The organism is Citrobacter sp. MGH103 (genome assembly GCF_001034475.2).
In the GTDB taxonomy this organism is placed as follows: domain Bacteria; phylum Pseudomonadota; class Gammaproteobacteria; order Enterobacterales; family Enterobacteriaceae; genus Citrobacter; species Citrobacter freundii.
Map to the genome: position 1 here is coordinate 3,341,751 of NZ_CP073043.1, position 14,632 is coordinate 3,356,382.

At 51.0% G+C, this 14,632-nt stretch carries 13 protein-coding genes; 9 read left to right on the forward strand and 4 right to left on the reverse strand.

Features of this window, described 5'->3' with window-relative positions; genetic code table 11:
* The first annotated feature begins 13 nt into the window (after nucleotides 1-13).
* The 8 genes from SK33_RS16160 to cobO all read left to right on the forward strand — a co-directional run bounded on the left by SK33_RS16160 (nucleotide 14) and on the right by cobO (nucleotide 9,313).
* On the forward strand, nucleotides 14-1,459 hold the full coding sequence (locus SK33_RS16160; protein ID WP_003022957.1) for a methylaspartate mutase subunit E: 1,446 nt from the start codon (nucleotides 14-16) through the stop codon (nucleotides 1,457-1,459).
* The gene (locus tag SK33_RS16165) at nucleotides 1,459-2,700 is read left to right on the forward strand and encodes a methylaspartate ammonia-lyase (RefSeq protein ID WP_003022953.1); all 1,242 of its coding nucleotides are present in this window, start codon (nucleotides 1,459-1,461) and stop codon (nucleotides 2,698-2,700) included. Before SK33_RS16160 ends, SK33_RS16165 begins: the two co-directional genes overlap by 1 nt.
* Nucleotides 2,701-2,703: 3 nt before the next feature.
* Nucleotides 2,704-4,074 (forward strand): acyclic terpene utilization AtuA family protein, encoded by a 1,371-nt coding sequence (locus tag SK33_RS16170; protein ID WP_003022951.1) that lies wholly within the window; start codon nucleotides 2,704-2,706, stop codon nucleotides 4,072-4,074.
* Nucleotides 4,071-4,388 (forward strand): DUF4387 domain-containing protein, encoded by a 318-nt coding sequence (locus tag SK33_RS16175; protein ID WP_008320068.1) that lies wholly within the window; start codon nucleotides 4,071-4,073, stop codon nucleotides 4,386-4,388. The genes SK33_RS16170 and SK33_RS16175 overlap by 4 nt, the downstream gene beginning before the upstream one ends.
* Nucleotides 4,389-4,556: 168 nt before the next feature.
* Nucleotides 4,557-5,861 carry a dicarboxylate/amino acid:cation symporter gene (locus SK33_RS16180; protein ID WP_003022946.1) on the forward strand — a complete coding sequence of 435 codons (1,305 nt, stop codon included), beginning with the start codon at nucleotides 4,557-4,559 and terminating at the stop codon, nucleotides 5,859-5,861.
* Between the two features lie 125 nt (nucleotides 5,862-5,986).
* Entirely contained in the window at nucleotides 5,987-6,988 is a 1,002-nt protein-coding gene (gene glsA / locus SK33_RS16185) for a glutaminase A (protein ID WP_032942734.1), read from the forward strand.
* A 60-nt stretch (nucleotides 6,989-7,048) separates the two neighbouring features.
* Nucleotides 7,049-8,701 (forward strand): class I fumarate hydratase, encoded by a 1,653-nt coding sequence (locus SK33_RS16190; RefSeq protein WP_003022941.1) that lies wholly within the window; start codon nucleotides 7,049-7,051, stop codon nucleotides 8,699-8,701.
* Between the two features lie 9 nt (nucleotides 8,702-8,710).
* Complete coding sequence (cobO, locus tag SK33_RS16195; protein WP_003022939.1) at nucleotides 8,711-9,313, forward strand: cob(I)yrinic acid a,c-diamide adenosyltransferase; 603 nt, start codon at nucleotides 8,711-8,713, stop codon at nucleotides 9,311-9,313.
* An 82-nt stretch (nucleotides 9,314-9,395) separates the two neighbouring features.
* Here cobO and SK33_RS16200 read toward each other — a convergent pair whose 3' ends face one another.
* Nucleotides 9,396-10,298, reverse strand: coding sequence for a LysR substrate-binding domain-containing protein (locus SK33_RS16200; protein WP_003022936.1), 903 nt, complete (start codon nucleotides 10,296-10,298; stop codon nucleotides 9,396-9,398).
* 405 nt (nucleotides 10,299-10,703) lie between these two features.
* Here SK33_RS16200 and cobA point away from each other — a divergent pair, with 405 nt between their 5' ends.
* The gene (gene cobA / locus SK33_RS16205) at nucleotides 10,704-11,492 is read left to right on the forward strand and encodes a uroporphyrinogen-III C-methyltransferase (RefSeq protein WP_003835432.1); all 789 of its coding nucleotides are present in this window, start codon (nucleotides 10,704-10,706) and stop codon (nucleotides 11,490-11,492) included.
* Here cobA and SK33_RS16210 read toward each other — a convergent pair.
* From SK33_RS16210 to sucC, 3 genes are all read right to left on the reverse strand, one after another.
* Nucleotides 11,471-12,361, reverse strand: a complete 891-nt coding sequence (locus tag SK33_RS16210) for a PocR ligand-binding domain-containing protein (RefSeq protein ID WP_008320064.1) — start codon at nucleotides 12,359-12,361, stop codon at nucleotides 11,471-11,473. The genes cobA and SK33_RS16210 overlap by 22 nt on opposite strands.
* Before the next feature lie 225 nt (nucleotides 12,362-12,586).
* Nucleotides 12,587-13,456: a succinate--CoA ligase subunit alpha gene (sucD, locus tag SK33_RS16215; protein ID WP_003022929.1), complete on the reverse strand. Its 870-nt coding sequence runs from the start codon at nucleotides 13,454-13,456 to the stop codon at nucleotides 12,587-12,589.
* On the reverse strand, nucleotides 13,456-14,622 hold the full coding sequence (gene sucC, locus SK33_RS16220; RefSeq protein ID WP_003022927.1) for an ADP-forming succinate--CoA ligase subunit beta: 1,167 nt from the start codon (nucleotides 14,620-14,622) through the stop codon (nucleotides 13,456-13,458). Before sucC ends, sucD begins: the two co-directional genes overlap by 1 nt.
* Nucleotides 14,623-14,632 lie beyond the last annotated feature (10 nt).

Sequence of the window (14,632 nt, forward strand, 5' to 3'; positions counted from 1 at the left end):
AAGGCAGCTACGAATGGAACTTCGAAATAAAAAATTGACCCATGACGAATTCATGACCGAAAGGCATCAGGTATTACAAACCTGGGAAACCGGCAAAGACGTTGAGAACTTCGAAGATGGCGTGAAGTACCAGCAATCAATTCCAGATAAAAAACGCTTCTCCCTTGCCCTGCTGAAAGCCGATCAGGAAGGTAAAACCCTGAGCCAGCCACGTGCAGGCGTAGCATTAATGGATGAGCATATTGCGCTGCTCAAAACATTGCAGGAAGAGTGCGACCTCCTGCCGAGTACTATCGATGCCTATACCCGTCTGAACCGCTATGAAGAAGCCGCTGTCGGGATCCAGAAATCCATCGAAGCAGGTACTTCCAAGCTGAATGGTTTACCAGTCGTCAATCACGGGGTTGCTGCCTGCCGCCGGATGACTGAATCGCTGGAAAAACCGATCCAGGTTCGCCACGGTACGCCGGATGCGCGCCTGCTGGCAGAAATCGCCATGGCCAGTGGCTTCACCAGCTACGAAGGCGGCGGTATCTCCTACAACATCCCTTACGCCAAACGCGTCACCCTGGAAAAATCCATTCGCGACTGGCAGTACTGCGACCGTCTGATGGGTCTGTACGAAGAGAACGGCATTCGCATCAACCGTGAGCCGTTTGGCCCGCTGACCGGTACCCTGATCCCGCCGTTTATGTCCCACTCGGTGGCGATTATTGAAGGTCTGCTGGCGCTGGAACAAGGCGTGAAATCCATTACCGTCGGCTACGGCCAGGTCGGTAGCCTGACGCAGGATATCGCCGCTATTCAGGCGCTGCGTGAACTGTCCCACGAATACTTCCATAACCATGGCTTCGACGATTACGAACTGAGCACCGTTTTCCACCAGTGGATGGGCGGATTCCCGGAAGATGAAGCGAAAGCCTTCTCCGTTATCGCCTGGGGTGCAGCGGTTGCTGGTATGTCGGGTGCCACAAAAGTGATCACCAAAAGCCCGCACGAAGCGTTCGGTATCCCAACCGCGGCAGCTAACGCCCAGGGTCTGAAAGCGTCACGCCAGATGCTCAACATGGTCAGCGACCAGAAATTCCCGCAGTGCGCTGCCGTGGAGCAGGAAGTTGACCTGATTAAGAGCGAAGTCCGCGCGGTGTTGAAGAAAGTCTTCGAACTGGGCAATGGCGACATTGCGCGCGGTACGGTGCTGGCCTTTGAAGCTGGCGTGCTGGATGTACCTTTCGCTCCTGCCGCCTGTAACGCCGGTAAGATCCTGCCTGTTCGCGATAACACAGGCGCAATCCGTATTCTTGAAGCCGGTGCCGTGCCGCTGCCGAAAGATATTCTCGCCCTGCACCACGACTATGTCGCAGAGCGCGCACATTTTGAAGGCCGCAAGCCTTCTTTCCAGATGGTCATTGATGACATCAACGCCGTATCCCACAGTAAATTAATAGGAAGACCATAATGAAAATCAAAAAGGCCCTTTTCACCGCTGGCTACTCCTCATTTTATTTTGACGATCAGCAGGCCATCAAAAATGGCGCCGGTCATGACGGGTTTATCTACACCGGCGATCCGGTCACGCCTGGATTTACCTCTGTTCGTCAGGCGGGTGAATGTGTTTCCGTACAACTGATTCTGGAAAACGGTGCGGTAGCTGTGGGCGATTGCGCAGCGGTGCAATATTCAGGTGCAGGCGGTCGTGACCCGCTGTTCCTGGCTGAAAACTTCATTCCGTTCCTCAACGACCACATCAAGCCGTTGCTGGAAGGTCGTGACGTTGATTCGTTCCTGACCAACGCCCGTTTCTTTGATGAATTGCGTATTGACGGCCATCTGCTGCATACCGCCGTACGTTATGGTCTGTCTCAGGCACTGCTCGACGCGGCGGCACTGGCTACCGGTCGTCTGAAAGCCGAAGTGGTTTGTGATGAATGGCAACTGCCATGCGTTCCGGAAGCCATTCCGTTATTTGGTCAGAGCGGCGACGACCGTTATATCGCCGTCGACAAGATGATCCTCAAAGGTGTGGATGTCCTGCCGCATGCCCTGATCAATAACGTTGAAGAGAAGTTGGGCTTTAAAGGTGAAAAACTGCGTGAGTACGTCCGCTGGTTGTCTAACCGCATCCTGAGCCTGCGCACCAACGAAAGCTATCACCCGACGCTGCATATTGATGTCTACGGCACCATTGGTCTGATCTTCGATATGGATCCAGTGCGTTGCGCCGAATACATCGCCAGCCTGGAAGCCGAAGCTCAAGGTCTACCGCTGTACATTGAAGGCCCGGTTGATGCCGGTAACAAGCCGGATCAGATCCGCATGTTAACCGAGATCACTCAGGAGCTGACTCGTCTGGGTTCCGGCGTGAAAATCGTTGCGGATGAATGGTGTAACACCTATCAGGACATCGTGGACTTCACCGACGCGGGCAGCTGCCACATGGTGCAGATTAAAACCCCGGATCTGGGCGGTATTCACAACATCGTTGATGCAGTGCTGTATTGCAACAAACACGGAATGGAAGCCTATCAGGGCGGTACCTGTAACGAAACGGAAATCAGTGCTCGTACCTGCGTACACGTCGCGCTGGCCGCGCGTCCAATGCGCATGCTGATCAAACCGGGTATGGGTTTCGATGAAGGTCTCAACATCGTGTTTAACGAAATGAACCGCACCATCGCGCTGTTGCAAACTAAGGATTAAGAGATGGCACGCACATTTAAGATCTTATCGCCTACGGCTATCCTGGGTTATGGCTTCCCGGAAGAAAGTTTTCGTAAAGCCATGGAAGAGTCACCGGATCTTATTGCTGTTGACGCAGGTTCCTCCGATCCTGGCCCCCACTACCTGGGGGCAGGTAAACCCTTTACTGACAGGGCCGGTGTGAAACGCGATCTGCGCTATATGATTGTGGCAGGCGTTAAGAACAACATCCCGGTAGTGATCGGCACAGCCGGTGGTTCTGGCGCAGCTCCGCATCTGGAGTGGTGTCGCCAAATAATCCATGAGATCGCGCAGGAAGAAAAACTGTCTTTCTCAATGGCGCTAATTCCGTCTGATGTCGACAAAGAAATCGTTCATCAGGCACTGGATAACGGCAAAATCACCGCGCTCGATTTTGTGCCTGAACTGACTCACGAGGCCATTGAAGAGAGCACCTACATTGTCGCGCAGATGGGCGTCGAGCCTTTCCAGCGTGCGCTGAAAGCCGGTGCACAGGTGGTCCTGGGCGGACGTGCCTACGATCCGGCCTGCTTCGCCGCGCTGCCGATTATGCAGGGCTTTGATGAAGGTCTGGCGCTTCATTGCGGTAAGATCCTTGAGTGTGCTGCCATTGCCGCCACCCCTGGCTCCGGCTCCGATTGTGCGATGGGGATTATCGACGACAACGGCTTTACGCTGAAGGCGTTCAATCCCAAGCGTAAGTTCACTGAAACTTCTGCTGCGGCGCACACCCTGTACGAGAAGTCAGATCCTTACTTCCTGCCAGGGCCAGGCGGTGTGCTGAACCTGAAAGCATGCACTTTCACCCAGGTTAACGAGGGTGAAGTGTATGTCAGCGGTTCACGCCATGAAGAAACACCGTATGCGTTGAAACTGGAAGGTGCACGCCAGGTTGGCTTCCGTTGCCTGACCATCGCCGGAACACGCGACCCGATTATGATTGCCGGGATTGACACGATTCTTGAAGAGGTACAGGCAAGCGTTGCACGTAACCTCTCCCTGAATGACGACAGTATCCGCATGACGTTCCACTTGTACGGTAAGAACGGTGTGATGGGCAACCATGAACCGATGAAAACTGCGGGCCATGAACTGGGAATTTTACTGGATGTCGTTGCGCCGACGCAGGACATCGCCAACAGCGTTTGCTCGCTGGTGCGCTCTACCCTGCTGCACTACGGCTATGAAAATCGCATTGCGACTGCGGGCAACCTCGCCTTCCCGTTCTCGCCATCTGATATTCAGAGTGGACCGGTGTATGAGTTCTCGATCTATCACCTGATTGAAGCGAGCGATGCGCTGCGTTTTGATTTCCATATTGAACAGGTGACGCCAGAAGGAGTTCAGGCATGAAACACTCAATTTGTTCACTGGCACAAGTTATTCGCTCGAAAAACGCCGGACCGTACGAACTGGTTTTAGATATTTTATTTAAAACCCGGGAAGATTATCAGCGCGTAAAACGCTCAGAGCAATTAACACCGCAGCTTATTGCCGGTTTATATAACGTTAAACCTGACTTTATTCACAATATTGTATGGTTCGATCCGGCGAATGCCGTAAAAATCGTCATGCCGCGCGATATTATTTCCGGCAACGTCGGTGACAATGATGTTTATGGTGCACAGCAACACGCACCATTATTAAGTATTGAGTTCGACTTGTAACAAAAAACACAATAACAACCATTGGGGCACAGAATTCAGCTGTATCACAGTGCTTCGAATTATTCATGCGGTTGGTCACAACAGGCGTGCGTCTGAGCTGCTGTCCAGGCTCAGGCGCACGCCACCCTACACAATTCCAATTACCAACCTTTATCCGATGGAGTACACATGAAGAAAATAAGTTTAACGAAGATGATCATATTAGGCCTGATACTCGGCATGATTGCCGGGGTGGCCATAAATAATATGGCCGCGGCTGAAACAGCAAAATCTTATGCAGCAGATATTTCCATTTTTACCACTATATTCTTACGTATGGTGAAAATGATTATCGCACCATTGGTTATTTCAACTCTGGTTGTGGGTATTGCCAAAATGGGTGATGCCAAAACGCTCGGACGTATATTTTCGAAAACCTTCTTCCTGTTTATTTGCGCGTCATTGCTGTCAATCGCGCTGGGTCTGGTTATCGTTAATATCTTCCAGCCAGGCGCAGGTATCAACTTTGTGCCACATGACGTCGGCGCGGTTGCCGCCGTTAAGTCAGAGCCATTCACGCTGAAAGTGTTCATCTCACACGCGGTACCGACCAGTATTGTCGATGCGATGGCGCGTAACGAAATTCTGCAGATCGTCGTGTTCTCAATCTTCCTTGGTTGCAGCCTCGCTGCGATTGGTGAAAAAGCCGACCCTATTGTGAAAGTGCTGGATTCACTGGTGCACGTGATGCTGAAGTTGACGGGTTACGTCATGCTGTTTGCGCCACTGACCGTTTTTGCCGCTATTTCAGGTCTGATTGCCGAACGTGGTCTGGGTGTGATGGTTAGCGCCGGGATCTTCATGGGTGAGTTCTACCTGACGCTGGGTATGCTGTGGGCGATCCTGATTGGCCTGTCTACTATGATCGTCGGGCCTTGCATCGCACGGTTAACTAAATCAATCCTCGAACCCGCTTTGCTGGCCTTTACCACTTCAAGCTCTGAAGCCGCCTTCCCGGGTACGCTGGACAAGCTGGAAAAATTCGGCGTTTCCTCAAAAATTGCCAGCTTCGTTCTGCCTATCGGTTACTCCTTTAACCTGGTCGGCTCCATGGCTTATTGCTCCTTTGCCACTGTCTTTATTGCTCAGGCGTGCAACATCGAACTGAGCATGGGCGAGCAAATTACCATGTTGTTAATTCTGATGCTGACCTCTAAAGGGATGGCGGGTGTACCGCGTGCCTCGATGGTCGTTATCGCCGCCACACTGAACCAATTCAACATTCCGGAAGCGGGTTTGATCCTGCTGATGGGCGTCGATCCGTTCCTCGATATGGGTCGTTCCGCTACCAACGTCATGAGTAACGCCATGGGCGCTGCCATTGTGGGCCGTTGGGAAGGCGAACACTTCGGCCAGGGTTGCCGTGGAACTGCGCCAGTGAAGTCACCGGAACAGGAACGCCCGGTTACCGAAACGGAAGTCGCTTTGTCCTGATACTACGTTATTGCCGGATGGCGCTTGCGCTTATCCGGCCTACATAACGTTTAACTATCCGTAGGCCGGATTAGGCGGTACGCCGCCATCCGGCATCAAGATGAGCACACCAACAGGAATGCATAATGAATAAAACAATTCTCGGCGTGAGTCTCTTTTCTTTCAGTGTCTTGTTTAGCGCAACCACATTCGCGCAAACCACGCCCGACTACGCCAAGCTGATAGAACAGGCTCATCAGAAGTACAAAAGTAATAACGATGGAAAAGTCGCCGACTACATCCCTGCTCTGGCGACCTATAGCCCGAAAAATTTTGCCATCACCATTGCGACGGTGGACGGCAAGATCTACCAGGTTGGCGATGTTAACAAACCTTTCCCAATGGAATCCCTGAGTAAAGTGTTCACCATGGCGCTCGCCATGGAGCAGCACGGTCCTCAGGTAGTGCTGGATAAACTTGGCGCCAATGCCACCGGCATGCCGTTCAACTCAGGTTTGGCCGTTGAACTGACCAAAGGCGCGCCTGAAAACCCACTGGTAAACGCCGGGGCCATGAGCACCGTTAGCCTGATTGAAGCCAAAGACAAAACCGATCGTTGGAACAAAATCCTCGACAACCTGAACGTCTGGGCCGATGCCACTCTCACCGTGAACGAACCGGTTTTCAAATCTGAAATGGAAACCAACCAGCACAATCAGGCGCTGGCCAAACTGATGGAATCCTATAACAGCTTCTATGGCAACACTGACGAAGCCGTTGAAATTTATACCCGCCAGTGCTCGGTGGATATCACCGTTGAGCAACTGGCCAAAATGGGTGCCGTACTGGCGAACAAAGGCAAATCTCCGTTCAACGGCAAACAGTTGCTGAATGAGAAATATGTTCCACAGGTACTGGCAGAAATGGCAATTGCCGGACTGTACGACGGCAGCGGTAAATGGCTGTACACCGTTGGCATTCCGGCGAAAAGCGGCGTCGGCGGCGGCATGGTTGCCGTTGTCCCAGGCGAATATGCGATTGCGGTCTATTCTCCGCCGCTTGATGAAGCCGGAAACAGCGTTCGTGCCCAGAAAACTATCGAATATGTCGCCGAAGCGACAAAAGCCAACGTCTTTTTAGCCAAATAACTTTACGCCGGATGGCACATTGCTTATCCGGCAAACAATACGAAGAGGTGAGAAGTAAACATGTCTAAACCATTTGTCTGGCAGGAACTCTTTGTTCAGAGTAAAGATAGTACCGAATATGAATTACTGAGTAACCAGCACGTTACGGTAACGGAGTTAGACGGAGAGGAAGTTATCAAGGTTGCACCGGAAGCGTTAACCTTGTTAGCACAGCAGGCGTTTTATGAGGCTTCATTTTTCCTGCGCGCCGGACATTTAAAACAGATTGCCAGCATTTTGCACGACCCACAGGCCAGCGGTAACGATAAGTACGTCGCATTGCAGCTGCTGCGCAATGCAGAGGTTTCAGCTAAAGGTGTACTGCCTAACTGCCAGGACACCGGGACGGCAACCATTGTGGCCTGCAAAGGACAACATGTCTGGACAGGCGGCGATGACGCCGAAGCCTTAAGCAAAGGCGTGTATACCACCTTCACCGAAAACAATCTGCGCTACTCGCAAAATGCCCCGCTGGACATGTATACCGAGGTCAATACTCAGACAAACCTGCCGGCGCAAATTGACATCAGCGCCACGCCGGGTAATGAATATAAATTCCTGTTCGTTAACAAAGGCGGCGGTTCTGCCAATAAGGCGGCGTTATTCCAGGAAACCAAATCCATTCTGCAGCCGGAAAAGCTCACCGCGTTCCTGATCGAAAAAATGAAATCACTGGGTACAGCCGCTTGTCCGCCGTATCACATCGCTTTTGTGGTTGGGGGCTTATCCGCCGACCAGACGCTGAAAGTCGCCAAACTGGCTTCAACCAAATATTACGATAATCTGCCCACCAGCGGGAACGAGCTGGGCCAGGCGTTCCGTGATACGGCGCTGGAAGCCGAGTTGCTCAATGCCAGCCGTGAGTTTGGCATCGGGGCGCAGTTTGGCGGCAAATACTTTGCCCACGATATTCGCGTAATTCGCTTACCGCGCCACGGCGGCTCCTGCCCAATCGCGATGGCCCTCTCCTGCTCTGCCGACCGCAATATTAAAGCCAAAATTAATAAACACGGTATCTGGCTGGAAAAACTCGAGCATAATCCGGGCAAATTTATCCCCGATTCTCACCGGGTAGAAAACGGCGCCCAGACCGTACAACTGGATCTGAACCGTCCGCTGCGTGAGATCCTACATGATCTCTCCGCCTTGCCCATTGGTACACGTCTGTCGTTAAGCGGCCCGATTGTTGTGGCTCGCGATATCGCTCACGCGAACATCAAAGCGCGACTGGATAACGGTGAACCGATGCCGGAATACATGAAAAAGCATATCGTTTACTATGCTGGTCCAGCCAAAACCCCGGAAAATCAGGCCTGTGGCTCAATGGGACCCACCACCGGCGGGCGCATGGATGGGTATGTCGATGCTTTCCAGGCACAAGGCGGCAGCCTCATTATGCTCACCAAGGGTAACCGCAGCCAGCAGGTCACTGATGCCTGTCACAAACACGGTGGATTTAGCCTCGGCAGCATTGGCGGTGCCGCAGCCCTACTGGCGCAACAGTACGTGAAGAGTCTGCAGTGTCTTGAATATCCAGAACTGGGAATGGAAGCGGTGTGGATGATGGAAGTTAAAAATATGCCCGCCTTCGTATTAGTGGATGACAAAGGTAATAACTTCTTCAGTCAGTTCGAGCAGCAGCATCGCTGCGCAACCTGTCCGGCAGGGCATTAAGGAGTTTCCATGGAAGCGCGCGCCAATAACGACAGACACCGTCAGCGTCAGCAGAAGCTGAAAGAGCAGGTTGATACCCGCGTAGCGGCGGCAACGGAGAAGAAAGGGATCCTGATTGTCTTCACCGGCAACGGAAAAGGAAAATCCACCGCAGCCTTTGGCACGGCAACGCGCGCAGTGGGTCACGGAAAAACCGTTGGCATCGCGCAGTTTATTAAAGGTCAGTGGGATAATGGTGAGTACAACACACTGCAACCGCTCGGCGTCGAATTCCATATTATGGGTACCGGATTTACCTGGGAAACCCAAAATCGGCAAGCAGATATCGAGGCGGCAACGGTTGTCTGGCAGGAAAGTAAGCGCATGCTGGCTGATGCGCATTACGATCTAGTGGTGCTGGATGAACTCACCTACATGCTGGCTTACCACTATCTGGATACGCAAGAGGTTATCAGCGCCATCGAAAATCGTCCTGCCGGTCAGAGCGTTATCGTCACAGGACGCGGATGCCATACGCTGTTACTGGAACTGGCCGATACGGTCAGTGAAATACGCCCGGTCAAACACGCGTTTGACCGCGGTATTCAGGCACAGATTGGGATCGACTGGTAGCCGTTCTTTTGCCGGATAACGATGCTAACGCGTCTTATCCGGCCTACCCATCGTTGTAGGCCTGATAAGGCATAAGCCACCCTCAGGCAGCCGATACTACGGACTTACTGAGCAACCAGTTGCGGAAAATCTGTAAATGCTCGGATTCCGATTTTTCTTCACGCCACGTCATAATAAATCGATTCCCGGTACGCATCGGAACATCGCAAGGAATGACCATATCGCCACTGTCCAGATCGTGCTGAATGGCAAAACGCGGGAGCAGCGCAACGCCCAGATTAGAGCGGACCGCCGCGATCAGCATCGATAACAAATCAAATCTCGGACCTTTATTCACCAACGGACTGCTGACATCTGACAGCGCAAACCATTCCTGCCACCCTTTGATGCGCGTGCTTTGGTGCAATAGCGGGAATTCGTTTAGTAATTCGTTTACCGCCAGTTTTCGTTCCGGTTCGGCCAGCAAACAGCGACTGCATACCGGCAGAATCTCCTCTTCAAACAGGTACTCAACCCCTGACCATGGCGAATAAAAGTCTTCGCGCATGATTGCCGCGTCATACTCTCGATTGAGAAAATCACCAATATTCGCCAGGGAATGAATGTTCACGATAATATCAGGATTAAGTTTGTTAAATTCACGCAGGTTTGGGATCAGCCAGTGCGTGCTGAACGTCGGATTCACCGCCAGCTCAATAACCTGTACCGTCGGCTGCCAGGTCATTATCGTCGTCGTATCTCGTTCAAGCTTATTTAACGTTTCTTTAACGATGCTTAAATAGTGTTTGCCCGCCGCATTTAAAAAAATGCGTTTTTTGGCGTGATTAAATAGCGCGGTATTGAGAAAATCCTCCAGTGCATTTACCTGGCGGAAAACAGCACTTTGTGTTAAAGCCAGCTCTTCAGCTGCCCGGGTATAACTTTCGTGACGCGCAACCACTTCAAAAGTTACCAGCAACTCCGTCTTGGGTATTTTTCCTCTCATAACCTCTTCCATTTGCAGCGTACAAAAATAGTTTAATTTATAAAAAATAATTCAAGACACCCAGATAAGCATCGAGAGTTATATTTTATTTTATCCATTGATGTCATTGATCCAATCCATGATTTACTCACACTGATGACGGGTAAATATTAACCAATAATACTTAAGGGAAACAATAAACACAATTTAAATAAGGTTAAACTTAAGCAAATAGTGCCAATAAGTTCTTAATAATTTTTCAAGTCATCTTGTTTATTGCAGAAAAAACTTTGCGAGATTAATCAATATTATCAATGCGATAATTTTTGATAATTTCACGTTATAACTTACGGGCAAACGACTGCTTTTTATCATTCCTTGATGTAGTTTCTGCCTTTTTTTGTTAGACGTGATAAAGGACACAATGTGAAAACTTTCGGAAAGGTCTGGCTCGTTGGGGCAGGTCCCGGTGATATTTCATTGCTCACCCTCAAAGCAATGATGTGCATTAAACAGGCTGACGTCATTATTTACGATCGGCTGGTCAATCCTAAAATTTTGGAATGGGCATTACCAGATTGCCTGCTTATCAATGTCGGCAAAAACCCAGGCTTCCATTGTGTACCCCAGGATGAAATCAATGCGCTGCTTGTCCAGTATGCCCAAACTCACAATAATATTGTACGCCTGAAAGGTGGCGATCCGTATGTTTTTGGACGCGGGGCTGAAGAAGTTGAGGATCTCGTCGAGACGGGCATCCCGTTTGAAGTGGTGCCGGGTATCAGCTCAACCATTGGTGGCCTGACCTATGCCGGGATTCCGGTAACACACCGCGATTTCGCCTCGGGATTTCACGTCGTGACCGGCCATACGCGGGAGGGCAACCAACAGCAGGACTGGCGTCAACTGGCAAAACTGAATGGTACGCTGGTTATCGTCATGGGTATCGCCAATCTGGCGTTTATCTGTGAGGAATTATTGATGGGTGGAAAATCAGCAGATACGCCTGCAGCGCTTATTATGTCTGCCACCCGCGATAATCAACGCCGACTGACCTGTACGCTCGGTTCACTACTGAGCAAGGCGCAGGAAGCTAACATCCTTCCCCCTGCACTGATAGTGATTGGTGATGTGGTAACCCTGAGCGATCGGCTCTCTTTTATCCCTGAAGCCTTCAAGCTGCCAGAAAACCTTTACTGTGACAGTCTGGCATGACGAAAAGACTGGGGCGACGTTTGATGCGCCGCCCGGAAAACGCGGCAAAAGTAGCTGGTTTGTGCGTATTGGAGTTTCCGGGCAATGCTATCTATGGAATGAACGGGATCGTGCAATAACTCCCCCGCTTTTTGCATTTTTTTCTGATTCACCCAGGTTTTAAAGTTAACGCCCTGCCGTTTCTTAAAAAAACGGCTGAAATAGTTTGCGCTTAAGCAGACGTGAGCTGCTACGGATTCAAGGGATAATTCACCATACAAATTCTCATCGATATAACGCAACGCTGCCAGTAGCTTTTTCTCGTGTCGGGAAGGTTCTGTAAAATAATGACGCATGTAACTGGTCGCTGGGATAACAATCTCATCAGATTGTTGTTCTGTCTCAAAATTATCAATAATAAAATTCAATAAATTTGCTGATGCCACCAGCGTATTATTATCGACTACCGCCACCTTACTCCATTCAGTTTTTATTTTTGGTTCATCCATCCATGAGTATTCATTATCAATAATGATAGTTTTATATTCCTGATATTTTGCCCGCACCTGCCCACAGAGCATAAAACCGTACAGATTCCCCTCGCGAATTAATGGCATAGAAAACAGACTTAGCCCCGCATGACAGCTGAGTATTCTGGGTTTAAGGTGTTTTAATCCTTCAAAAGCACAATACTTGTCACACTTTTGACAACTCACACAATAGCGTTCATCCGCCCGCATTAATGTGCAGAACGAATTAAAATTATGACAATCCGAGAGAATTTTTCCGGTAACATCAACCACGACGGTGGCTAATCCAGTCGCACTGGAAAATACCTTTGCTATTGAGAAAAAACATTGTAGGTAATCATCCTGAATTTTCAACGACACGGTATCCTCCGGCATTAATCAAATTAAAGCCGGTAATATGCAGAATTTAATCAAGAGAAAGAATGATGTTCACCGCAAAAAATAATCTTATTTATGCAGATGATTATGAGTAATTTGCAAGATTCAGATAACTAAAAATAAAAAAAGGCCATCATCAGATGGCCAACCATGTCGAAACGGGACCAGCCCTTGACTACGCAGAGAGTCAGGGCTGTTTTTTATTTATTACTTAATAACGGTTTTCAGCGCTTCGCCGATATCGGCCAGGCTACGAACAGTTTTCACGCCTGCAGCTTCCAGCGCAGCGAATTTCTCATCCGCCGTACCTTTCCCACCTGCGATGATCGCACCCGCGTGACCCATACGCTTACCTTTCGGCGCAGTCACACCCGCGATGTAACCCACAACCGGCTTGGTTACATGATCTTTAATGTATGCCGCCGCTTCTTCTTCAGCGCTACCGCCGATCTCACCGATCATGACGATCGCTTCAGTCTGCGGATCTTCCTGGAACAGCTTCAGGATGTCGATGAAGTTAGAACCTGGGATCGGGTCGCCACCAATGCCCACACAGGTGGACTGGCCGAAACCGTAGTCGGTAGTCTGCTTAACCGCTTCATAGGTCAGGGTACCTGAACGGGAAACGATACCCACTTTACCCGGCTTGTGAATGTGGCCCGGCATGATGCCGATTTTGCACTCGCCCGGGGTGATAACACCTGGGCAGTTCGGGCCGATCATGCGCACGCCAGCTTCATCCAGCTTCACTTTCACGGTCAGCATATCCAGCGTCGGGATGCCTTCGGTGATGGTGATAATCAGTTTGATACCAGCATCAATCGCTTCCAGTATGGAGTCTTTGCAGAACGGTGCCGGAACGTAGATAACGGTGGCGGTCGCGCCCGTCGCTTCTACGGCTTCACGTACGGTGTTGAACACCGGCAGGCCCAGGTGCGTGGTGCCGCCTTTACCTGGCGTTACGCCGCCAACCATCTGCGTACCGTAAGCAATCGCTTGTTCGGAGTGGAATGTCCCCTGGCTACCGGTGAAGCCCTGGCAGATAACCTTGGTATCTTTATTAATTAAAACTGACATTATTTCCCCTCCACTGCGGCAACAACCTGCTGAGCTGCATCCGTCAGACTTTTCGCTGCAATAATATTCAGGCCGCTATCAGCCAGTTTTTTCGCGCCGAGTTCAGCGTTGTTACCTTCCAGACGTACCACGACCGGAACGTTTACACCTACTTCTGCTACCGCGCCGATGATACCGTCAGCGATCAGGTCGCAACGTACGATACCTCCGAAGATGTTAACCAGTACGGCTTTAACATTGTCATCTGAGAGGATAATTTTGAACGCTTCGGTTACACGCTCTTTGGTCGCACCGCCACCAACGTCGAGGAAGTTAGCTGGTTCGCCGCCGTGCAGCTTAACGATGTCCATGGTGCCCATTGCCAGGCCCGCACCGTTAACCATGCAACCGATGTTGCCGTCGAGCGCAACGTAGTTCAGTTCCCACTGCGCAGCCTGCGCTTCACGCGGATCTTCCTGAGACTGGTCGCGCATTTCGCGCAGGTCAGCCTGGCGGAACAGCGCGTTGCCGTCAGCGCCCAGTTTGCCGTCGAGGCAGATCAGGTCACCCTGCTTGGTGACAACCAGCGGGTTGATTTCGATCAGCGCCAGGTCGCGCTCCAGGAAGATAGTCGCCAGACCCATGAAGATCTTGGTGAACTGCTGAACCTGTTTACCTTCCAGACCCAGTTTGAACGCCAGCTCGCGACCCTGGTAAGGCATCGGGCCTGCCAGCGGATCGAGCGCCACTTTGTGGATCAGGTGCGGGGTTTCTTCCGCTACTTTTTCGATTTCCACGCCGCCTTCGGTAGAGGCCATGAAGACCACGCGACGGGAGCTACGGTCAACAACTGCGCCGAGGTAAAGTTCTTTACCAATGTCGGTCGCGGCTTCAACCAGAATCTGATTTACCGGTTGGCCATGAGCGTCTGTCTGGTAAGTAACCAGACGTTTACCCAGCCAGTGTTCAGCAAAAGCGCGAATGTCTTCTTTGCTGTTCACAACCTTCACACCGCCCGCTTTACCGCGGCCACCAGCGTGAACCTGACATTTCACTACCCACGGGCCAGCGCCGATTTTTGAAGCGGCTTCTTCTGCTTCACGCGGAGTAGTACAGGCATAACCCACCGGTGCCGGTAAGCCATAGCGGGCAAAAAGTTGTTTTGCCTGATATTCATGTAAGTTCATGTGTTCTGTC